Source organism: Streptomyces sp. NPDC031466 (assembly GCF_055581265.1).
The window spans coordinates 1-19,459 of sequence record NZ_JBVIJT010000002.1 but is presented as its reverse complement, the minus strand read 5'-3'; the positions used below and the strand labels follow the sequence as shown (position 1 = coordinate 19,459).

General features: G+C 73.3%; 20 protein-coding genes. 14 read left to right on the top strand and 6 right to left on the bottom strand.

Features of this window, described 5'->3' with window-relative positions; genetic code table 11:
* Positions 1 to 89: 89 nt before the first annotated feature.
* Positions 90 to 920 carry a SanA/YdcF family protein gene (locus ACZ5GP_RS02970; RefSeq protein WP_468749665.1) on the top strand — a complete coding sequence of 277 codons (831 nt, stop codon included), beginning with the start codon at positions 90 to 92 and terminating at the stop codon, positions 918 to 920.
* Between the two features lie 243 nt (positions 921 to 1,163).
* Positions 1,164 to 3,425 carry a molybdopterin oxidoreductase family protein gene (locus ACZ5GP_RS02965; RefSeq protein WP_468749098.1) on the top strand — a complete coding sequence of 754 codons (2,262 nt, stop codon included), beginning with the start codon at positions 1,164 to 1,166 and terminating at the stop codon, positions 3,423 to 3,425.
* Between the two features lie 120 nt (positions 3,426 to 3,545).
* Here ACZ5GP_RS02965 and ACZ5GP_RS02960 read toward each other — a convergent pair whose 3' ends face one another.
* The 3 genes from ACZ5GP_RS02960 to ACZ5GP_RS02950 form a co-directional block, all read right to left on the bottom strand.
* Positions 3,546 to 4,034 (bottom strand): gamma-glutamylcyclotransferase family protein, encoded by a 489-nt coding sequence (locus ACZ5GP_RS02960; RefSeq protein WP_468749097.1) that lies wholly within the window; start codon positions 4,032 to 4,034, stop codon positions 3,546 to 3,548.
* Positions 4,007 to 4,345, bottom strand: a complete 339-nt coding sequence (cutA, locus tag ACZ5GP_RS02955; protein ID WP_468749096.1) for a divalent-cation tolerance protein CutA — start codon at positions 4,343 to 4,345, stop codon at positions 4,007 to 4,009. Before cutA ends, ACZ5GP_RS02960 begins: the two co-directional genes overlap by 28 nt.
* A gap of 98 nt (positions 4,346 to 4,443) precedes the next feature.
* A complete protein-coding gene (locus tag ACZ5GP_RS02950; protein WP_468749095.1) occupies positions 4,444 to 5,118 on the bottom strand; it encodes an NADPH-dependent FMN reductase in 675 nt (224 codons plus the stop codon).
* 206 nt (positions 5,119 to 5,324) lie between these two features.
* On the opposite strand from ACZ5GP_RS02950, the gene ACZ5GP_RS02945 reads away from it, so the two are divergent.
* The 3 genes from ACZ5GP_RS02945 to ACZ5GP_RS02935 all read left to right on the top strand — a co-directional run bounded on the left by ACZ5GP_RS02945 (position 5,325) and on the right by ACZ5GP_RS02935 (position 7,748).
* Positions 5,325 to 6,122 carry an aminotransferase class IV gene (locus ACZ5GP_RS02945; protein ID WP_468749094.1) on the top strand — a complete coding sequence of 266 codons (798 nt, stop codon included), beginning with the start codon at positions 5,325 to 5,327 and terminating at the stop codon, positions 6,120 to 6,122.
* Between the two features lie 305 nt (positions 6,123 to 6,427).
* On the top strand, positions 6,428 to 6,979 hold the full coding sequence (locus tag ACZ5GP_RS02940) for a hypothetical protein (RefSeq protein WP_468749093.1): 552 nt from the start codon (positions 6,428 to 6,430) through the stop codon (positions 6,977 to 6,979).
* 118 nt (positions 6,980 to 7,097) lie between these two features.
* Positions 7,098 to 7,748 (top strand): class F sortase, encoded by a 651-nt coding sequence (locus ACZ5GP_RS02935; RefSeq protein WP_468749092.1) that lies wholly within the window; start codon positions 7,098 to 7,100, stop codon positions 7,746 to 7,748.
* 85 nt (positions 7,749 to 7,833) lie between these two features.
* Here the strand turns inward: ACZ5GP_RS02935 and ACZ5GP_RS02930 are convergent, their stop codons facing one another.
* Positions 7,834 to 8,616: a sulfite exporter TauE/SafE family protein gene (locus ACZ5GP_RS02930; protein ID WP_468749091.1), complete on the bottom strand. Its 783-nt coding sequence runs from the start codon at positions 8,614 to 8,616 to the stop codon at positions 7,834 to 7,836.
* 205 nt (positions 8,617 to 8,821) lie between these two features.
* On the opposite strand from ACZ5GP_RS02930, the gene ACZ5GP_RS02925 reads away from it, so the two are divergent.
* The 6 genes from ACZ5GP_RS02925 (at position 8,822) to ACZ5GP_RS02900 (ending at position 14,969) form a co-directional block, all read left to right on the top strand.
* Positions 8,822 to 10,084, top strand: coding sequence for an NAD(P)/FAD-dependent oxidoreductase (locus tag ACZ5GP_RS02925; protein WP_468749090.1), 1,263 nt, complete (start codon positions 8,822 to 8,824; stop codon positions 10,082 to 10,084).
* Position 10,085: 1 nt separating this feature from the next.
* Positions 10,086 to 12,653: a nitrite reductase large subunit NirB gene (nirB, locus tag ACZ5GP_RS02920; RefSeq protein WP_468749089.1), complete on the top strand. Its 2,568-nt coding sequence runs from the start codon at positions 10,086 to 10,088 to the stop codon at positions 12,651 to 12,653.
* Positions 12,650 to 12,988, top strand: a complete 339-nt coding sequence (gene nirD, locus ACZ5GP_RS02915) for a nitrite reductase small subunit NirD (RefSeq protein WP_468749088.1) — start codon at positions 12,650 to 12,652, stop codon at positions 12,986 to 12,988. The genes nirB and nirD overlap by 4 nt, the downstream gene beginning before the upstream one ends.
* Positions 12,989 to 13,057: 69 nt before the next feature.
* The gene (locus ACZ5GP_RS02910) at positions 13,058 to 13,642 is read left to right on the top strand and encodes a TetR/AcrR family transcriptional regulator (protein ID WP_468749087.1); all 585 of its coding nucleotides are present in this window, start codon (positions 13,058 to 13,060) and stop codon (positions 13,640 to 13,642) included.
* Between the two features lie 82 nt (positions 13,643 to 13,724).
* Complete coding sequence (locus ACZ5GP_RS02905; protein WP_468749086.1) at positions 13,725 to 14,504, top strand: SDR family NAD(P)-dependent oxidoreductase; 780 nt, start codon at positions 13,725 to 13,727, stop codon at positions 14,502 to 14,504.
* A 237-nt stretch (positions 14,505 to 14,741) separates the two neighbouring features.
* Entirely contained in the window at positions 14,742 to 14,969 is a 228-nt protein-coding gene (locus ACZ5GP_RS02900) for a hypothetical protein (RefSeq protein ID WP_468749085.1), read from the top strand.
* 69 nt (positions 14,970 to 15,038) lie between these two features.
* Here ACZ5GP_RS02900 and ACZ5GP_RS02895 read toward each other — a convergent pair whose 3' ends face one another.
* Both ACZ5GP_RS02895 and ACZ5GP_RS02890 read right to left on the bottom strand, forming a co-directional pair.
* Entirely contained in the window at positions 15,039 to 15,503 is a 465-nt protein-coding gene (locus ACZ5GP_RS02895) for a group III truncated hemoglobin (protein WP_468749084.1), read from the bottom strand.
* 68 nt (positions 15,504 to 15,571) lie between these two features.
* Positions 15,572 to 16,135 carry a hypothetical protein gene (locus ACZ5GP_RS02890; RefSeq protein ID WP_468749083.1) on the bottom strand — a complete coding sequence of 188 codons (564 nt, stop codon included), beginning with the start codon at positions 16,133 to 16,135 and terminating at the stop codon, positions 15,572 to 15,574.
* A 187-nt stretch (positions 16,136 to 16,322) separates the two neighbouring features.
* Here ACZ5GP_RS02890 and ACZ5GP_RS02885 point away from each other — a divergent pair, with 187 nt between their 5' ends.
* From ACZ5GP_RS02885 to ACZ5GP_RS02875, 3 genes are read left to right on the top strand one after another with little or no spacing between them, the layout of a single operon-like run.
* Positions 16,323 to 17,576 carry an ABC transporter substrate-binding protein gene (locus ACZ5GP_RS02885; RefSeq protein WP_468749082.1) on the top strand — a complete coding sequence of 418 codons (1,254 nt, stop codon included), beginning with the start codon at positions 16,323 to 16,325 and terminating at the stop codon, positions 17,574 to 17,576.
* A complete protein-coding gene (locus ACZ5GP_RS02880; protein ID WP_468749081.1) occupies positions 17,573 to 18,511 on the top strand; it encodes a carbohydrate ABC transporter permease in 939 nt (312 codons plus the stop codon). The genes ACZ5GP_RS02885 and ACZ5GP_RS02880 overlap by 4 nt, the downstream gene beginning before the upstream one ends.
* The gene (locus tag ACZ5GP_RS02875; RefSeq protein WP_468749080.1) at positions 18,508 to 19,368 is read left to right on the top strand and encodes a carbohydrate ABC transporter permease; all 861 of its coding nucleotides are present in this window, start codon (positions 18,508 to 18,510) and stop codon (positions 19,366 to 19,368) included. Before ACZ5GP_RS02880 ends, ACZ5GP_RS02875 begins: the two co-directional genes overlap by 4 nt.
* Positions 19,369 to 19,459: the final 91 nt, after the last annotated feature.

Below are 19,459 nucleotides of genomic sequence, written 5' to 3'. Positions count from 1 at the left end.
GGCTGGGTCGGGGTGTTTTCGGGGTCGGCTCCGGGGTGCGGGACCTGCTCGTCGTCGGCGCGGTCGCTTACGGTTGTGGCAGTGATCGGATCAGGGGAGATCCGGTGTGGCACGGGGGCGGGACGCGTATGGACGGCATGGGCAGGGCGGGACGGGTGGGGCTGCGGGGCCGGGTCCCGGCATGGCTGCGGCGGTCGGAGCGGCTTCGGCGACCCGAGCAGCTTCGGCAACGCGAGCGGCTTCGGCGGCCGCAATGGCTGCGGGTTCCGCGTACGCCGAAGGGACAGCGGCGGGCCGTGCGAGGAGTGGTGGCACTGTGCGTGCTCGCGCTGCTGCCCGCGACCTGGCTGTTCGTCACGACGGACGATGAGATCGGCACGGTCGCGGACGCGCCGCGCGCGCCGGTCGCGGTGGTCTTCGGCGCCGGGCTGTGGAAGGGCGAGCCCTCGCCGTATCTCGCGCACCGCCTGGACGCGGCGGCCGAGCTGTACCGGAAGGGACGGATAGAGGTCGTGCTCGTCACGGGCGACAACAGCCGCGAGGAGTACGACGAGCCGGACGCGATGCGTGCCTATCTGAAGAAGCACGGCGTGCCGGACCGGCGGATCGTGAGCGACTACGCGGGGTTCGACACCTGGGACAGCTGCGTCCGCGCGAAGCAGATCTTCGGCGTGGACCGGGCGGTGCTGATCAGCCAGGGCTTCCACATACGCAGGGCGGTCGCGCTGTGCGACGCGGCGGGCGTCTCGTCGTACGGGGTCGGGGTGGACGCGGTGCACGACTCGACCTGGTACTACGGGGGCGCGCGGGAGGTCCTCGCGGCGGGCAAGGCGGCGCTGGACGCGGCGCTCCGTCCCGACCCCCGGTTCCTCGGCGAGCGGGAGCCGGGCGTGGCACGGGCGTTGGCCTCGACGCGCTGACCGGGCGGGACCGCCCTCAGAGCGTCTCTCTCACGCGGAGCGCCTCTCTTGCGCGGAGCGCCTCCCTTACAAGAAGGATGTCGGGGCTGCCCGTACCCCCGCGTGCCACCCGGCTGCGTGCGCACCGCGAGGGCCTTCGCGCCCGACCTCACAGCCGGGTGCGTCCCTGGCTGAGGTCGGCTTACCGCGTGCGAAACACGAGCACGTCGGGCCGCGTAACAAGGACGGCGGACGCTGGGCGGCATGCACTCCACGGCGACACCCGCGACACCGGCGACCCCCGCGGCCAGGGCCGTGACGGCGACCCACTGCCCGTACTGCGCGTTGCAGTGCGGCATGGGCCTGACGGCGGGCCCGGGGGGTGGCGTGGAGGTCGTGGAGCGCGCGGCGTTCCCCGTGAACAGGGGCGCCCTGTGCGGCAAGGGCCGCACGGCGCCCGCACTGCTCTCCTCCCGGGTGCGCCTGACCGAGCCCCTCGTCCGCTCCCGGGCCACGGGCAAGCTCGCGCCGGCCACCTGGGAGGACGCCCTCGACCGGATCGCCGGGGAGCTGACCCGTGTGCGCACGGAGCACGGCGCGGACGCGTGCGGGGTGTTCGGCGGCGGCGGGCTGACGAACGAGAAGGCGTACCTGCTGGGCAAGTTCGCTCGGGTGGTGCTCGGCACGTCGCAGATCGACTACAACGGCCGGTTCTGCATGTCGTCGGCGGCGGCGGCCGGGCAGCGGGCCTTCGGGCTCGACCGGGGGCTGCCGTTCCCGCTGGAGGACATTCCGCGCACCGGCTGCGTGATCCTCGTCGGGTCGAACCTCGCCGAGACGATGCCGCCCGCCCTGCGCTACCTCACCGAGCTGCGGGAGAACGGCGGCACGCTGATCGTCGTGGACCCCCGCCGCACGCGGACCGCCGAGCAGGCCGACCTGCATCTGGCGCCGCGCCCCGGCACGGACCTCGCCCTGGCGCTGGGTCTGCTGCACCTGGTCGTGGCGGAGGGCCGGACGGACGAGGAGTTCATCGAGGAGCGGACGAGCGGCTGGCAGGAGGCGCGGGCGGCGGCCATGGCGCACTGGCCGGAGCACGTCGAGCGGATCACCGGCGTGCCGGTTCCCCAGTTGCGCGAGACGGTGCGGATGTTCTGCGACGCGCGGACCTCGATGGTGCTGACCGCGCGCGGGCCCGAGCAGCAGTCCAAGGGGACGGACACGGTCGGGGCGTGGATCAATCTGTGCCTCGCGACGGGGCGGGCCGGGCGGCCGCTGTCCGGGTACGGCTGCCTGACCGGTCAGGGCAACGGACAGGGCGGGCGCGAACACGGGCAGAAGGCGGACCAGTTGCCCGGCTACCGCAAGCTGACGGACCCGGCGGCGCGGGCGCATGTGGCGGCGGTCTGGGGGGTGGACCCCGATGCGCTGCCGGGCCCCGGCAGGTCGGCGTACGAGCTGCTCGACGCGCTCGGCGGGGACGTGCGGACGCTGCTCCTGATGGGTTCCAATCCGGTCGTCTCGGCGCCGCGGGCCGCGCATGTGGAGGAGCGGCTGCGGTCGCTGGACTTCCTCGCGGTGGCGGACGTGGTGTTGTCCGAGACCGCGGAACTGGCGGACGTGGTGCTGCCGGTGACGCAGTGGGCCGAGGAGACGGGGACGGTGACGAATCTGGAGGGGCGGGTGCTGTTGCGCCGCCGGGCGGTGTCCGCGCCGGCCGGGGTCCGCAGCGACCTGGAGGTGCTGCACGGGCTCGCGGCGCGGCTCGGCCACGGGAAGGGCTTCCCCACCGACCCGGAGGAGGTCTTCGAGGAGCTTCGGCGGGCCAGCGCGGGCGGGCCCGCGGATTACTCGGGGATCTCGTACGAGCGGTTGGGGGAGGGCGAGGGCGAGGGCGTCTTCTGGCCGTGCCCCGCTCCGGAGGGCCTTGCCGAAGGTGGTGACGCGGCCGAAGGTGGTGACGCGGCCGGAAGCGGTGACGGGGGCGAGGCAAGGGCCGGGCTCGTGCACCCGGGGTCGCCGCGGCTGTTCCTGGACCGGTTCGCCACGGAGGACGGGCGGGCGCGGTTCGTGCCGGTGGCGCACCGGGCCGCCGCGGAGGAGCCGGACGCCGAGTACCCCGTGCTGCTCACGACCGGGCGGGTGCTCGCGCAGTATCAGTCGGGGGCGCAGACGCGGCGGGTCGACGAGCTGAACGCCGCCGCGCCGGGGCCGTTCGTGGAGCTGCATCCGCGGCTCGCGGCGCGGCTCGGGGTGGCCGACGGTGCGGCAGTCGCCGTGGTGTCACGGCGGGGCCGGGCGGTCGCCCCGGCACGGGTCACGTCGTCCATCCGCTCGGACACGGTGTTCATGCCGTTCCACTGGCCGGGCGAGGGGCGGGCCAATTCACTGACGAATCCGGCGCTGGATCCCGTGTCGCGGATGCCGGAGTTCAAGGTCTGCGCCGTACGGCTCGAACCGGTGGAGGGGGCCGGGGTCGGCGAGGGCGGGGGCGGGGCCCGGGACGGCGTGCGCCCGGGCCCGTAGGAGGAGCGCGGATCAGCAGGTGCGTCCCACGTACCAGGGAGTGATGGAGTGCGCCGGATCGAGTACGCCGGGGGTTGAGCTGCGGCTTTCGCCCCGTGGGGCGCAAGTGACCGAACGGGCTCAGCGGCCGAGGCGGAACGCCGTCCAGCCGAGGCGGAACGCCGTCCAGTCGCCTCCCTCGATCACCGCGCCCGACGCCCGCAGGTGTGCCGTGACGCGGGGCGCCGCCACATAGACCCAGGCCCGTACCGGGGCCCCGCCCGCGGTGCGGGTGACCTCGCGCCTGACGCGGTCGTAGAGGTTGCGGGGGTCGCCCGGCGCGTACTCCTCCAGGAGGTCGAGGGCGGCGAGCAGCCGGTCGTGGGCGTGGGGCGCGGCCGTCACCAACTCGCCGTGGACGGGCCCGGCTTCCGGGTCTTCCACCGCGTACGGATAGCCGGGGCCCTCGTACAGGACCGCGCCCGGGAGCAGGGCGGGCTCTTGCGCGTCCACGTTGCCCCGGAGGTGGACGGCGTGGTTCCGCTCCCCCGGGCGCAGCGTGCCGTACACGAAGAACGGCAGCCGGGGCGCGGGCCGCTCGGTCACCCGGTGGTCTCCCGCTCCACCCATTCCAGATAGGCCGCACTTCCCCGGGTCACCGGTGTCGCGATGATCTCGGGGGTGTCGTAGTCGTGGGCCTCGGTGAGCCACGCCTCCAGGGCGGCGTAGCGCGCGGCAGTCGTCTTCAGGAGCACCTGCCATTCCTGGGCGGTCTCGATGGCGCCCTCCCACCGGTACACGGAGGTGACGGGGCCGGTGATCTGCGCGCAGGCCGCGAGCCGCGCCCGCACCGCCTCGCGCGCGAGGTCACGCGCCTTGTCCTCCGCGTCCGTGGTGGTCAGCACGGTCAGTACGGTCGGCGTTGTCTGGTCGTCGTCCATACGCCGATTGTGCACAGCGGGGCGGGCGGGAGCGGACGGGGCGCCCTCGGCGTCGCCCCTGCGGATCGCCCACCGCCGCGCCCGGGGCCCGCGCCCCATCAACTCCCGTACGGGCGTGTCGCCTTGGCTTCGCGCAGCGCCCAGCCCCACCACGCCACCTGGTCGAGCATGGTCTTCGCCGCGGCGTCGGCGGCCGCCGGGTCGCGGTGGCGGCCCGCGTCGTCGAAGAGGGCGCCCGCGTCGTGGAAGGAGACGGTGTCGCGGATGGTCACGGTGTGCAGCTCGGCGAAGACCGGGCGCAGGTGCTCGACGGCGCGCAGACCGCCGGAGAGCCCGCCGTACGAGACGAAGGCGACGGGCTTGGCCTGCCACTCGCCCTTGTGCCAGTCGATGACGCTCTTCAGGGACGCCGGGTAGGAGTGGTTGTACTCGGGGGTGAGGACGATGAACGCGTCGGCGGCGGCCAACTTCGGGGTGACCTTGGCGAGTTCGGCGGAGACGGCGGCGGAAGGGGCGAAGGAGAGGGACGTCGGCAGGTCCACCTCGGCCAGGTCGACGACGTCGACGGTGAGATCGGGGCGCTCGCGGACGTGAGCCAGGAGCCACTCGGCGATGATCGGCCCAAAGCGGCCCTCGCGGTTGCTGCCCACGATGACGGCGACCCGCAGCGGCGCGTCGTCGCCTCCGCCACCGAAGGCCGAGGCGAGGGAGGTCGCGGCGGAGGAGACGACGGCAGCGGCAGGGGCGGGAAAGGAAGACGTGGTGTCGGTCATGGGTGAAGCCTCGTAGCTCAACCATGGTTGAGGTCAAGCGGCTCTGCCGACCAATCCGAGCGCGTTGCGAGCACACCGTGGGGCGAGCCGGGTGAGCGCGGGCCGAGGGGATCGCCTCCCCTCCCTGAACCGGAGTTGAGCGCCTGCCCGCGCGGGGCAGGGGACGGGGCGCCGGGGCTCCCGCGGCCGTCTCGTAGCGTGGTCGCATGACACATCCGGCGCTGGTGCAGCGCATCGAGATCGACGGACAGCCGGCCACCGCGGGGAGCCTGCTGTGGCCGGCCCTCGTCACCACCGGGCACTTCACGGCGATGCAGGTCAGGGGCGGCAAGGTGCGCGGCATCGGGCTGCACCTGGCCCGGCTCGACGCGGCCACGCGCGAGCTGTTCGGGCGGGAGCTGGACGGGGAGCGGGTGCGCGGCGTGGTCCGGCACATCCTGCGGGACGACATCGACGACGCCTCCGTACGTGTCTACGTCCACGCGCCCGACGGGGAGCCGTCCCTCATGGTCACCGTGCGGCCGCCCGTCGAGCTGCCCGCGGGCCAGGCGGCGCGCGCGCAGTCCCTGATGTCCGTGGCGTATCAGCGGCCGTTCGCCCACATCAAGCATCTGGGCGGCTTCGGGCAGGCCCGGCACGGTGAGCTGGCGCGGGCCGCCGGCTTCGACGACGCGCTGCTCACCGGGGACGGCGGGCAGATCAGCGAGGGCGCCGTCACGAACATCGCGTTCTTCGACGGCACCGGGATCCTGTGGCCGGACGCGCCGCATCTGGTTGGCGTCACGATGCAGCTTCTAGAGGCGTGCCTGCCCGCCGCTGGCCTGCCCACCCGGCACGCCCCCGTCACCCTCGCGGACCTGCCGTCGTACTCGGCGGCCTTCGTCACCAACTCCTGGGGGGTCTGTCCGGTGCGGCGGATCGACGACGTGTCGTACGCCATCGACGAGCAGCTGATGACGACGGTCACGGACGCCTACGAACAGATCCCCTGGGACACCATCTGACGCCGCCGCCAGCCCGATGCCCCTCCACGGCCGGGGCGCCCCTTCCGCTCCCCGGCCGCCCCTGGTCACCCATTCACAGCCGCCCCGCCCGCTCTTCGGAGACCGGCGGGTGAAAAGGCGGTGACCTGCTGGAACGCCGGTTCCTTTCGGGGTGGAGCCGCTCGTTCGGCGGCTTTTCGACGGGGTCTCAGGAGGCGTGGGTCGCGCGGTGCCACTTACCTCGGTAGAGCGGGGCTCGACCGACGCAGCGGCACTTGGGGGTGCCGCGGGCCGTGTTCCGCGAAGGCCTCGGAGGAACCAGCACCATGCGCAACACCCGCCTGCTGTCCGGTACCGCGCTCGCCGTAGCGGTGGCGGGCGCCCTGGCCGCTCCCGCCGCCGCCGCGCCGGCCGGCGGCCTGGAGATCCAGCCGTCCACCGTCACCCCCGGCACCGCCGTCACCGTGCACACCACCGCCTGCGGCCCGGGAGGGACCGCGACGGGCGACGCGAGCGCGGTCGGGGCGGGCACGTTCAGCCTGGCGCCCGGCAAGGGCCCCGGTGAGACGGCCGGGCGGTTCGAGGTGCCGCCGTCCGCGCAGCCCGGTACCTACGAGATCGTCGCGAAGTGTTCCGGCGCCGGTGGCCGGGCGACGAAGGACAAGCAGGTCGCGGGCGATCTGGTGGTGACCATCACCTCCACCGCGGCCGCCGGGGAACGGCCGCAGCCGCACCCCAAGGGACACGTGAAGACGGGGGTCGGCGGCGCGCTCGGTCCCGACCCCGCACAGACCGCGGCGGGAGTGGCGGCCCTGGCCGTCGCCGCCGCGGGCGGTACCTGGCTCCTGCATCGCCGGGCGAGAGGCGACAGGATCTGACGGACACCCTCCGCTGTCCGACCGGTACCGCCGCCCCCGCCCCCTCCCGGCCCGTGTCCCCTCGTGGGCCGGGAGGGGGACGAGGGTCCGGCCCCACCGACCCCGAGGGGGACGCCGTATGCGCGAGAAGACCGGCAACGCCGTCATAGCGACCGTCAGCCTCGTGGCGCTGTGCTCCGGCGCCTGGCTGCTGAGCAGCGGAACCGCCGCGCATCCACCCCCGCAGCCCTCCACCGCGCAGGCGGCGCAGGCCGCGCAGAGCCCGCGGGCCCCGCGCCCCGACCCGCGCCCCGATGCGGGCACCGCGCCGCTGGCACCGTCCCCGCCGGACCGCGTGCGGATCCCCGCGATCGGCGTCGACGCGCCCCTGATGGGGCTCAAACTCACCCCCCAGGGCAGCCTCGACGTGCCGCCGCCCGAGCGCGAGAACCTCGCGGGCTGGTACGAGGCGGGCACCACGCCGGGTGAGCGCGGCACCGCGATCGTGGCGGGCCACGTCGACAACAAGGAGGGCCCGGCCGTCTTCTACCAGCTGGGCGCGTTGGCCAAGGGCCGCACGATCGAGGTCGAGCGCAGGGACGGCAGCGTCGCCGTCTTCACGGTTCACGCGAACGAGGTGTACGACGCCAAGGACTTCCCCGACGAGAAGGTGTACGGTCCGGCGCCCCGGCCGGAACTGCGGGTGATCACCTGCGGCGGGAAGTACTCGAAGCAGACCGGTTACCAGGGCAACGTGGTGGTCTTCGCCCACCTGACGGCGGTGCGCTGAGCCCGGTCGTCGCGGGGGGGGCGCCGCCCGCGCCTCGGGCCATCCGATGCCTCGGGCCTCCCGACGCCTCGGGCCATTCGACGCCTCAGGCCACCCACTGCTCGTACGCCATCTTGACGACGAGTCCGAAGACGGTGGTCAGCAGCACGACCCGGACGAATCCGCTGCCCTTCTTCAGCGCGGTGTGCGCGCCCAGCATGCCGCCCACGAGGTTGAAGACGGCCATCAGCGCGGCCAGTTGCCACAGGACCACGCCCTGCCAGGCGAACATCGCGAGGGCGCCCGCGTTGGTGCAGCAGTTGACGATCTTGGCGGTGGCCGAGGCGGTGACCAGGTCCAGGTGGAGCACGGCGGTCAGGGCGAGCACGAGGAAGGTGCCGGTGCCCGGGCCGATGAAGCCGTCGTAGAAGCCGATGCCGAGGCCGGCGAGGCCGATCGCGGCGAGGATCCGGCGCGGCGAGGCGGGCCCGGTGGCGGGCGCGGTGCCGAAGGCGGGCCGCAGGATCACGAAGGTGCCGACGCCGACGAGCACCACCATGATCACGGGCTTCAGTACGTCGGTGCTCATCCCGGCCGCGAAGAAGGCGCCGCACATCGACCCGGCGAGCGCGGCGAGGCCGATCCGCACGGCGGTGCGCACGTCGACGGGTGCCTTGCGCGCATACGTCACCGCCGCGCCCGCCGTGCCGACGATCGCCACGGCCTTGTTGGTGCCGAGGGCGTGCGGGGCGGAGGTGCCGCCCGGCAGACCGAGCAGCAGGGCGGGCAGCAGCAACAGTCCCCCGCCCCCGACCACGGCATCGATCCAGCCGGCCGCGAGCGCGGCGAGACACAGCACGACGACCATGGCGAGGGATATGTCAGGCATGATCGCGACCTTATAACCCCCACGGCGCCCCCCTACGGCAAGGGCCAGACGCCGCGAGACGGGCAGGTGGGTGGGCAAAGCATCCGCCGCGCAGCGGCGGCCCAGTGCCCCTCACACCGACCGCGGCCCCCCGCTGAGCGCACCGTTCCCCGAGGGAAACAACCCGGCCCCGACCGGGAAACACCCACCCCGCAGGCTGCGGAACATGACATCCACGGCAGTGGTGATCGGCGCGGGCCTGGCCGGCACCCGCGTAGCGCAGCGTCTCGGCGCCGAGGGCCCCCGGGCCACCGACACCGTACTCATCGGCGAGGAGGACCACGCCCCGTACAACCGCGTCCTGCTGGCGGAGGTCCTCGCGGGCCGGTACGGCGCGGACGTGATCACCCTGCCAACCCCCACGGGCACCGTGCTGCGCACCCGCGCGGTCCGCGTCGACCGCGCGGAGCGCCTGGTGCACTGCGAGGACGGCACGGTCGTCCCGTACGGCACCCTGGTCCTCGCGACCGGCTCCAACCCGGTCCTGCCGCCGCTGCGCGGCCTGTTCGCGCCCGGCGCGCGGGAGCTGCCGCGCGGTGTGCACGCCTTCCGGACGATGGACGACTGCCTCGCCCTGTCCGCCGCGGTGACGCCCGGCGCCCGGGTCGTGGTCATCGGCGGTGGCCTCCTCGGCGTCTCGGCGGCCCGCGCCCTGGCCCGGCGGGGCGCCCAGGTCGTCCTGACGCAGCAGGCCGAGCGGCTCATGGAGCGCCAGCTCGACCCGGCCTCCTCCGAGCTCGTGCGGGCGCACCTGAGCGCCCTGGGTGTCGAGGTGCACACGGAGTGCCGGGTGCGCGGGGTCGGCGTCACCGACGGCGCCGTGCGCCAGGTGGAGCTGGCCGACGGTTACGCGCTGGAGGCCGAGCTGACCGTGCTCGCCTGCGGGGTGCGCCCCCGCACCGGTCTGGCGCTGGCCGCCGGACTCGACGTACGCAAGGGCGTCGTCGTGGACGACCGGCTGCGTACGTCCGATCCGCACATCAGGGCCGTCGGGGACTGCGCGGAGCACGCCGGGCGGGTCTACGGCCTGGCGACCCCGTCCCTGGAACAGGCCGACGCGCTGGCCGACAGCCTGCTCGGCAAGCCCCGCGCGCCCTACGCCGGCAGCCGCATGCTCACCCGCCTCACCCTGTCCGGTCCGGGCCCCCTGGACCTCGCCGCGTTCGGTGACCCCGAGGCGCTCCCCGACGACGACGTCATCCAGCTCGCCGACGCCACCCGCGGCACCTACCGCAAGGTCGTCGTCCGCGGCGACCGCCTGGTCGGCGGTGTCCTGGTCGGCGATCTCGCCTCGGTGGGCGCGCTGGCCCGCGCCTGGGAGGCGGACGAACCACTGCCCGACGACGACAGCCCCCTGCTCCACCTGCTCACCCATCCCCAAGCTCTCGACTCCGTTCGAGCAGGGCAGACCCCCATCGGAGGCCGCTGACATGCCGAAGCCGAACCCCGCACAGACCCCGCACCGCCCCACCATCGTGCTCGTCGGCCACGGCATGGTCGGCCAGCGCTTCCTGGAGGCCGCCGTCGAGCGCGGTCTGGCGGCGAGCCACCGGATCGTGGTGCTGTGCGAGGAGCCGCGCCCCGCCTACGACCGGGTGCAGCTGACCTCGTACTTCTCGGGCCGCACGCCCGACGAACTCTCCCTCACGGACCGGGAGTTCCTCGACCTGCACGACATCGAGCTGTACGTCGACGAGCCCGCCGAGCGCTTCGACCGCGCGGCGCGGACGGTCACGGCCCGCTCCGGGCGCGTCTTCCCGTACGACACGCTGGTCCTCGCCACCGGTTCGTACCCCTTCGTGCCGCCCGTGCCGGGCAAGGACGCGACGGGCTGCTTCGTGTACCGCACCATCGAGGACCTCCTGGCGATCGAGGAGTACGCGAAGAAGCACGCGACGACCGGCGCGGTGGTGGGCGGTGGCCTGCTGGGCCTGGAGGCGGCGGGCGCGCTGCGCGGCCTCGGTCTCGCCACGCACGTCGTGGAGTTCGCGCCGCGCCTGATGCCCGTACAGGTCGACGAGGGCGGCGGCGCGGCCCTGCTGCGCACCATCACCGGCCTGGGGCTGAGCGTGCACACGGGCACCGGTACGCAGGAGATCGTGACGGGCGAGGACGGCGCGGTGCGCGCCATGAAGCTGTCCGACGGCAGCGAACTCGCCACCGACCTGGTGGTGTTCTCCGCCGGTGTCCGCCCGCGCGACCAGCTCGCCCGCGAACACGGCCTGAGCGTCGGCGAGCGCGGCGGCATCACCGTCGACGCGCAGTGCCGCACCAGCGACCCGGACGTGTACGCGATCGGCGAGTGCGCGCAGGCCGTGGACGGCCGCGTGTACGGCCTGGTCGCGCCCGGCTACGAGATGGCGCAGACGGCCGCCGCCGCCATCGCCGCCGACCGGGAGGCCAGCTTCACCGGCGCCGACCTGTCGACCAAGCTGAAGCTCCTCGGCGTGGACGTCGCCTCCTTCGGCGACGCGCACGGCACGGCGGAGGGCTGCCTCGACGTCGTCTACTCCGACTCGCGTTCGGGCACGTACAAGAAGCTGGTGATGGGCCCGGGCGGTGAGCTGCTCGGCGGCATCCTGGTGGGTGACGCGGAGGCGTACGGCCTGCTGCGCCCCCTCACCGGGAGCGTGCCGCCGCTGCCGCCCGAGCAGCTGGTGCTGCCCGAGGGAGCGGGTGCCCCCGTCGCGCTCGGCCCGGAGTCGCTGCCCGGCTCGGCGGTGATCTGCAGCTGCCACAACGTCACCAAGGACGCCATCCAGGCCTGCGCCACGCTGCCCGAGGTCAAGAAGTGCACCAAGGCCGGTACGGGCTGCGGCAGTTGCGTCAAGGTGATCGGGCAGCTGCTGCCCCAATCCGGCGACCAGGGGCTGTGCGGCTGCTTCACCCAGACCCGCCAGGAGCTGTACGAGATCGTGCGCGCCCTGCGGATCACGTCCTTCCGGGCGCTGCTCGACGGGCACGGCCGACAGGCGGCGCGCGGCGGCGAGGGCTGCGAGGTGTGCAAGCCGACGGTCGGCTCCATCATCGCCTCGCTGGCCCCGACGATCGGCGCCGAGGGCTATGTCCTGGACGGCGAACAGGCCGCGCTGCAGGACACCAACGACCACTTCCTCGCCAACCTCCAGAAGAACGGCTCCTATTCGGTGGTGCCCCGCATCCCCGGCGGCGAGATCACCCCGGACAAGCTCATCGTCATCGGCGAGGTGGCAAGGGACTTCGGCCTCTACACGAAGATCACCGGCGGTCAGCGCATCGACCTGTTCGGGGCGCGCGTCGAGCAGCTGCCGATGATCTGGACCCGGCTGGTGGACGCCGGTTTCGAGTCCGGGCACGCGTATGGCAAGGCGCTGCGCACGGTGAAGTCCTGCGTCGGGCAGACCTGGTGCCGCTACGGCGTGCAGGACTCCGTGCGCATGGCCATCGACCTGGAGCTGCGCTACCGCGGGCTGCGCGCCCCGCACAAGCTCAAGTCGGCGGTGTCCGGCTGCGCCCGCGAGTGCGCCGAGGCCCAGTCGAAGGACTTCGGCGTGATCGCCACCGCGAGCGGCTGGAACCTGTACGTCGGCGGCAACGGCGGCGCCACCCCGCGCCACGCCGATCTGCTCGCGCAGGACCTGGACGACGCCGGCCTGGTCCAACTCATCGACCGGTTCCTGATGTTCTACATCCGCACCGCCGACCGTCTGGAGCGCACCGCCGCCTGGCTGGAGCGGATCGACGGCGGCCTGGACCACGTGCGGGACGTGGTCGTCCACGACTCGCTGGGCATCTGCGCCGAGCTGGAGACGCTGATGGCCGACCACGTCACGCACTACCGCGACGAGTGGGCCGAGACCCTGGACGACCCGGAGCGCCTGGCGCGCTTCGTGTCCTTCGTGAACGCGCCGGGCGTGCCGGACCCGACGGTCGGCTTCGTCCCGGAGCGCGACCAGATCAAGCCGGACCTGCCCCTGCTCGCCATCAGCCCCCGGCCCCTGGAAGGAGCCTCCCGATGAGCACCACGCCCACCCGTGTCCAACTGCGCCTGTCCGACGACTGGTTCGAGGTCTGCGAGCGCGCCCGGCTGACGCCGGGGCGGGGCCTCGCCGCCCTGTTGCCCGACGGCCGTCAGGCCGCGCTCTTCCTCGACCGCGAGGGCCGGGCGTACGCGATCGACAACCGCGACCCGTTCACGGGCGCCGCGGTGCTCTCCCGGGGGCTGCTCGGCTCGCAGGGCGGGCGGCCGTTCGTCGCCTCGCCGCTCCTGAAGCAGCGGTTCGACCTGGAGACGGGGCGGTGCCTGGACGACGACGAGGTGGCGGTGGCCGTGCACCCCGTGCGCATCGCCTGACCTCACCCGGTCTCGCGTGCCGCGCAAAGTACTTGACCGACCGTTCCAGAAAAACGTAGGGTCACCGGCGTGGCCAGGACCAAGGAATTCGATCCGGACGCCGCGTTGCAGTCGGCCCTGGAGCTGTTCTGGCGGCGCGGCTACGAGGCGACGTCGATGGCGGATCTCGTCGAGGCGCTCGGCATCGGGCGCGCCAGCATCTACGCGACCTTCGGCAACAAGCACGCGTTGTACCTGAAGGCCCTGGAGCGGTACGCCGAGATCCAGAACCCGCGCCTGCTGGCCACGCTGTCCCGGCCGGGCCCGGCGCTGCCCGCGGTGCGCGAGGTCGTACGCCGCTTCGGCGGCGAGGCCGCCTCCGAGGAGGACCGCCACAGCGGCTGCTTCGTCACCAACACCGCGGCCGAACTGGGCCCGCACGACGAGGCGGCCCTGCGCCGCGTGGAGCGCAGCTGGGAGCACCTCGAGACCCTGCTGCACTCCGCGCTCGTACGCGCCCAGGCCCAGGGGGAGCTGCCGGCGGACCGCGATCCGCTGGCGCTCGCCCGCCTGCTGCTCGTCCTGATGCAGGGTCTGCGCGTCGTCGGCAAGGCGTCCGCGGACCCGGCGCGGGTGCGGGACGCGGTGGAGCAGGCGCTGGCCCTGCTCGACTGACCCGCCCCTTTGTCCACCGCTCGTCTTCCGCTGTTCTTTGCTGCCCCGATAATAGACCGATCGGTCAAGAAAAGAGACTGTCATGACGGCCCTCGCCGCCCGCACCCGTTTCACCGGCCGCACCGCCCTCGTCACCGGGGCCGGCTCCGGCCTCGGCCGTGCCATCGCCCGCGCCTTCGCCGCCGAGGGGGCGAACGTGGTGGTGGCCGGGCGCACCGAGGTGCCCCTGAAGGAGACCGTGGCCCTCATCGAGGCCGCCGGCGGCACGGCGCTCGCCGTCACCGCCGACGTCTCCCGCTCGGCCGACCTCGCCGCCCTGGTCGCCGCGGCCGTGGACCGCTTCGGCTCCTTGGACGTGGCCGTCAACAACGCGGGCGTCCTGCGCGCCGGGCAGCCGGTCGCCGAACTGCCCGAGGAGGACTGGCGCACGATGCTCGACATCAACGTCACGGGTGTCCTGCTCGCCCTCCAGGCCGAGGTCCGGCAGATGCGCGGACAGGCCGGGGGCGGCACGATCGTCAACATCGGCTCGACCCTGGGCGCCCACACCAGCGCCCCCGGCACCGCAGCCTACGGCGCGACCAAGGCGGCCGTCTCCGCGCTGAGCCGCGCGGCGGCCACCGAGCACATCCGGGACGGGGTCCGCATCAACACCGTCAGCCCCGGCGCCGCCGACACCTCCATGTCGTTGCGCCCCGGTGAGAGGGAGGCCGACCGGGCGGCGCGCATGAAGGAGCAGACCCCGCTCGGCCGGGTCTCCACCACCGAGGAGGTCGCCGCCGCCGTGCTGTACCTGGCGTCGGACGAGTCGGGTTCCGTGGTCGGCGCGGACCTGCTCGTCGACGGGGGCGCGGCCGCCTAGCAGTGCCTGGTCACCTGGGAAGACCTGGGACAGGTGGGCGAGACGCCCCGCCGAGGGTCAGCCCGTGAAGGCGGGGAGGGCGAGCCGGTACGTCCCGTAGTCCACGAACCCCGTGATGACGGCGGCGACCAGCGGAACGAAGAGTTCCAGCACCCTGTCACGCCTCGGAGGGCAGACAGTGGCCTGGGCCGGGTCGCGGGGGTGGTAGGCGATCCGGACGGCCCTCCCCTTCTTGTCATGGCCGTGGATGCGGCGGGTCACGCCGTCGGTGGCCGTGAAGGCGTGGACGGTGTCGCCGTCGTCTTCGACCCGCGGAACACGAAGCGCGCACACCTGGGCACACAGGTCGCGGTCCGCAGGGAGTGCAAGCGCCTTGAGCGCCAGGTGCGCCATATACGGCGGATGGCGCTCGCGCCCTTCGTGGCCGGCGCCTTGGCGACGGTGGGCCTGGTCATCAGTCCCTGACAGCCGTCTGCGTTCGAACGGGGCTTCAAGGCCACGCCCTCCAGCCGGACCAGGCCCGGACGTATGGTCCTACGCCGCCCCGCGCAGTCGCACCGCCGCCAGGGGGACGAAGCCCGGGCCCTCGCCGACGGTGGGCGCCTCCTGGCCGGCCAGGCGCCGCAGCAGGGCGAGCGCGATCCGCTCCCCGTGGGCCTTGGCGCGGTCCGCGTGCGGGCCGTGGTGCAGCCCGTCGACCGTGGCGTGCCAGAGCTGCACCCAGCGCCCGGCGTGCTCGGCGGTCAGGGGGCGTACGGCGTGCAGTGCGGCGTGCGGCGCGAAGGCGTCGCGCCGGTAGTCGGCAGTGCGCCAGAGCGCGCGCTCCCAGAAGTCGGTGATGTGCGGCAGATGGGCGTCGAGGTCGGTCCCGGCGATCTCGGCGAAGAACGGGCCGATCAGCGGGTCGGCGAACGCGGCCGCGTAGAAGCGGCGGAGCAGCACGTCGAGGTCGGCGCGGGTGGTGATGTCCTCACCGCCCGCTCGGGTGTCGCGGTCCATGCCCCCAGTGTCCCCTCTCCCTCCGGGGTTCCCCAGGGGCGAAGGTCACCGGGCGCGGGCGCCTGCGGCTACCGCAGGTCCGAGGCCTCGAACACGCCCCGCGCCGCCGCCGCGTCGACGCGTGCCGCGAGCCGCCGCAGTTCGGCGCAGCCCGTCCTGAGCAGCCCCGCCTCGCGCGCGTGGCGGGCGCCGACTTCCAGGCGGTGCAGCAGCAGCGGGTTGTCGACCAGGACGCGCGGGTCCAGTTCGACGCGGTTGCCGAGCGAGTCGCACAGGACCAGCCGCGCGGCGACGCCCTCGCTGTAGCGCACGGCGGTCAGCAGTCCGGTGCAGACGTGCCCGCCGCGCCACAGCCCCCGTACGGCGAGCCAGCCGGGGCCCGCCGTCACCCGCACGGGGTGCAGCACCGCGTACAGCAGGGCGGACAGGCCCGCCCACAGGGTGGTTCCGGCCATGCCGGGCGTGCCGTCGAGGAGGTCGAGGAGGACCAGGAGCACGAAGAGCGCCGACGCGCAGAGGGCGGCGGTGCGCACGTGCGCCGGCCGGGTCCGGTCGGTCGCGATGTCCGGCGCCGCCCGGCTGGTTGCGCCGCTTCGCGGCGCCGTGTCCCGCGTTGTCCTGTCCTGCCCCATGTGCGACACCGTAGAACGGCGGCGCGGCCCGTGGCGACCGCCTTGACGCGGCGCATACACCCGCCCGGCCCGCCTTGACGGAACGCTGACACTCGGCCGCAACACCTCTGTCGTAATCCCCGCGCATGGTTGATCGTTGGGCCCGACACGTACAGGAGCCACGACAGCACGCAGGGGGACGATCAGGATGACCATCAGCCGCAGGGCGCTGCTCGGGACCGGCGCGGCGCTCGGACTGCTCACCGCGTGCGGGTCCAACACCGGGCGCGAGGGAGGTTCGGGCGGCAAGGGGCCGCGCCTCGCGCAGTGGTACCACCAGTACGGCGAGCCGGGCACCGAACAGGCCGTGAAGCGGTACGCCGCCGCGTACGGCAAGGCGGACGTGCGCGTGCAGTGGCGGCCCGGCAACTACGACGAGCAGACGGCCGCCGCCCTGCTCACCGACTCCGGCCCCGACGTCTTCGAGGTCAACGGCCCCTCCCTGGACCAGATCCAGGGCGGCCAGGTCGTCGACCTCACGGACCTCTTCGACGGCGTGCGGGACGACTTCAACCCGGTGGCGCTCGCCCCGAAGACGTACGACGGGAAGATCTGGGCGATCCCCCAGGTCCTCGACACGCACCTGCTCTACTACCGCAAGAGCCTGCTGGCCGACGCGGGCGTGCGAGCGCCCCGGAGCATGGACGAGCTGGTCGACGCGGCGAAGGCACTGACCACCAAGAAGGTGAAGGGCCTCTTCCTCGGCAACGACGGCGGGGCGGGCGCCCTCGGCATGACCCCGCTCTACGCGGCGGGCCTTTCCTCCGTCACCGAGGACGGCGAGGTCGGCTTCGACGACCCGGCCGCCGCGCGCGTCCTCGGCGGACTGCGCCAGCTGTACGCCGACAAGTCGCTGCTCCTCGGCGCGCCCGCCGACTGGTCCGACCCCTCGGCGTTCACGCAGGAGCTGACCGCCATGCAGTGGTGCGGCCTGTGGGCGCTGCCCGCCGTGCGCGAGAAGCTGGGCGACGACTTCGGCGTCCTCCCGCTGCCCGCCGACGGACCGCACGGGAGGCCCGCGCTGCCGGTCGGGGCGTACGGCGCGGCGGTGAGCGCCCGCAGCGGCCACAAGAAGGAGGCGAAGGACTTCCTCAAGTGGCTGTGGATCGACGGGACGCGCTATCAGGAGGACTTCGCGCTCTCCTACGGCTTCCACATCCCGGCCCGGCTCTCCCTGGCGAAGAAGGCCGACAAGCTGACGGAGGGCCCGGCGGCGGACGCCGTGCGCCACGCCACCGAGTACGGCTACGCCGAGCCGCTGCTGTGGACGCCCGCGAGCCGCACCGCCTACCAGGACGCGCTGAGCCGGGTCATCAAGTCCGGCGCGAACCCGGAGAGCGAGCTGAGGTCCGTGGTGCGCGAGGTGCGGGCGGAGCTGGCCCGGGTGAAGAAGAAGTCATGAGGGGCGCGGCACCGGCACGCCGGCCGCTGGGCACCCAGAACCGCACGCTCTGGTTCTGGGTGTTCGTCGGCCCCTTCGCCCTCGGCCTGGTCCTGTTCACGTACGTACCGCTCGCCTGGAGCGTCTACCTCAGCTTCTTCGACGCCCACAACACCGTCTCGCCCACGGACTTCGTCGGCCTCGACAACTACGCGTCGATGCTGCGGAACGACGCCTTCACCGACAGTCTCGCCACCTTCGCGCTCTTCTCGGCGTTCATCGTGCCGACGACGTTCGTCCTGTCGCTCGCCCTGGCCCTGATGGTGCACCGCACGCGCCGGGCGCAGGCGTTCTTCCGGTCGGTGTTCTTCCTGCCCGCCGCGTGCAGTTATGTCGTGGCGGCGCTGATCTGGAAGCTGTCGATCTTCAACGGGGTGCGGTTCGGGCTCGCCAACACCGTCCTCGGCTGGTTCGGCGCCGAGCAGGTCGCCTGGCTGTCGACCACCGAGCCACCCTGGTACTGGCTGGTCATCGTCACCGTGCGGCTCTGGCTCCAGGCGGGCTTCTACATGATCCTCTTCCTGGCGGGCCTCCAGCGGATCCCGCCCGCCCTCTACGAGGCGGCGGCGGTGGACGGGGCGCGGCCCGGCTGGCAGGTCCTTCGCCACATCACGCTCCCGCAGCTGCGCGCCACCTCCGTGGCGGTGACGCTGCTCCTGGTGATCAACGCCTTCCAGGCCTTCGACGAGTTCTACAACCTGCTCTCGGACTCCCGCGGCTACCCGCCCTACGCCCGTCCGCCGCTCGTCTACCTCTACTACACGGCGCTCGGGCAGGGGCAGAACCTCGGGCTCGGCAGCGCGGGCGCGGTGATCCTCGCGTTGATCATCGCGGTGGTGACGGTCGGCCAGGCGCGCTGGTTCGGCCTGAGCGGGAAGGAGGACCGACGACGGTGACCGCTCCCGTGAAACGGCCCACGGACGACGCCCTGGTCCGGGCGGGCCGCGCGCTGCGGCTGGTGACGCTGATCGCGCTCGCCCTGCTGTTCCTGATCCCCTTCTACCTCCTCGTGCGCAACGGCCTCGCCGCCGAGGACGACATCACCTCCCCCGACTGGACGTTCTTCCCCGCGACCCTGCACTGGTCGAACCTGTCGGAGCTGTTCGCGGACCCGACGGTGCCGATGGCGCGCGCCCTGCTCAACTCGGCGCTGATCGCGGTCGTGACCACCCTCGCCACCCTGGTCCTCGCCTCGCTCGCCGGGTACGGCCTGGCCCGCATCCCCTACCGGCACGCCGACCGCGTCTTCTACGCGATCCTCGGCACGATGATGGTCCCAGCGGCCATCACCTTCGTGCCGAGCTTCGTGCTCGTGTCGTCGCTCGGCTGGGTGTCGACCCTGCGCGGCCTGATCGTCCCGACGCTCTTCTCGGCCTTCGCGTGCTTCGTCTTCCGCCAGTACTTCCTCGGCTTCCCGAGGGAGCTGGAGGACGCGGCCCGGGTAGACGGCCTCGGGTACTGGCGTACGTACTGGCGCGTGGTCGTCCCCAACTCCCGGCCCGCCTTCGCGGCCGTCGGCACCATCGTGTTCATCGGCGCGTGGAACTCCTTCCTGTGGCCGCTGGTGATCGGCCAGGACCGCGAGGCGTGGACGGTCCAGGTGGCCCTGGCCACCTTCACCACGTCCCAGGTCATCCGCCTGCACGAGCTGTTCGTCGCGGCGGCGGTCTCGATCGTGCCGCTGCTGGTGGTCTTCCTGTTCTTCCAGCGGTGGATCGTGGCGGGGGTGGAGCGGTCGGGGATCGACGACTAGGCCGTTTCTGATGGCTCTTGGTGTGCTGGGTGGATCTTTTGCTCGGGTGGGAAGTGGTTTCGTATGGTGCGACGACATGAACTCACCGACG

Bases quoted from the DNA above. Each gene is read 5' to 3' on its own strand.
- ACZ5GP_RS02965 (WP_468749098.1), top strand. From the start codon at position 1,164: ATGCACTCCACGGCGACACCCGCGACACCGGCGACCCCCGCGGCCAGG.
- ACZ5GP_RS02960 (WP_468749097.1), bottom strand. From the start codon at position 4,034: ATGGGTGGAGCGGGAGACCACCGGGTGACCGAGCGGCCCGCGCCCCGG.
- cutA (WP_468749096.1), bottom strand. From the start codon at position 4,345: ATGGACGACGACCAGACAACGCCGACCGTACTGACCGTGCTGACCACC.
- ACZ5GP_RS02950 (WP_468749095.1), bottom strand. From the start codon at position 5,118: ATGACCGACACCACGTCTTCCTTTCCCGCCCCTGCCGCTGCCGTCGTC.
- ACZ5GP_RS02945 (WP_468749094.1), top strand. From the start codon at position 5,325: ATGACACATCCGGCGCTGGTGCAGCGCATCGAGATCGACGGACAGCCG.
- ACZ5GP_RS02940 (WP_468749093.1), top strand. From the start codon at position 6,428: ATGCGCAACACCCGCCTGCTGTCCGGTACCGCGCTCGCCGTAGCGGTG.
- ACZ5GP_RS02935 (WP_468749092.1), top strand. From the start codon at position 7,098: ATGCGCGAGAAGACCGGCAACGCCGTCATAGCGACCGTCAGCCTCGTG.
- ACZ5GP_RS02930 (WP_468749091.1), bottom strand. From the start codon at position 8,616: ATGCCTGACATATCCCTCGCCATGGTCGTCGTGCTGTGTCTCGCCGCG.
- ACZ5GP_RS02925 (WP_468749090.1), top strand. From the start codon at position 8,822: ATGACATCCACGGCAGTGGTGATCGGCGCGGGCCTGGCCGGCACCCGC.
- nirB (WP_468749089.1), top strand. From the start codon at position 10,086: ATGCCGAAGCCGAACCCCGCACAGACCCCGCACCGCCCCACCATCGTG.
- nirD (WP_468749088.1), top strand. From the start codon at position 12,650: ATGAGCACCACGCCCACCCGTGTCCAACTGCGCCTGTCCGACGACTGG.
- ACZ5GP_RS02905 (WP_468749086.1), top strand. From the start codon at position 13,725: ATGACGGCCCTCGCCGCCCGCACCCGTTTCACCGGCCGCACCGCCCTC.
- ACZ5GP_RS02900 (WP_468749085.1), top strand. From the start codon at position 14,742: ATGGCCGTGGATGCGGCGGGTCACGCCGTCGGTGGCCGTGAAGGCGTG.
- ACZ5GP_RS02895 (WP_468749084.1), bottom strand. From the start codon at position 15,503: ATGGACCGCGACACCCGAGCGGGCGGTGAGGACATCACCACCCGCGCC.
- ACZ5GP_RS02890 (WP_468749083.1), bottom strand. From the start codon at position 16,135: ATGGGGCAGGACAGGACAACGCGGGACACGGCGCCGCGAAGCGGCGCA.
- ACZ5GP_RS02885 (WP_468749082.1), top strand. From the start codon at position 16,323: ATGACCATCAGCCGCAGGGCGCTGCTCGGGACCGGCGCGGCGCTCGGA.
- ACZ5GP_RS02880 (WP_468749081.1), top strand. From the start codon at position 17,573: ATGAGGGGCGCGGCACCGGCACGCCGGCCGCTGGGCACCCAGAACCGC.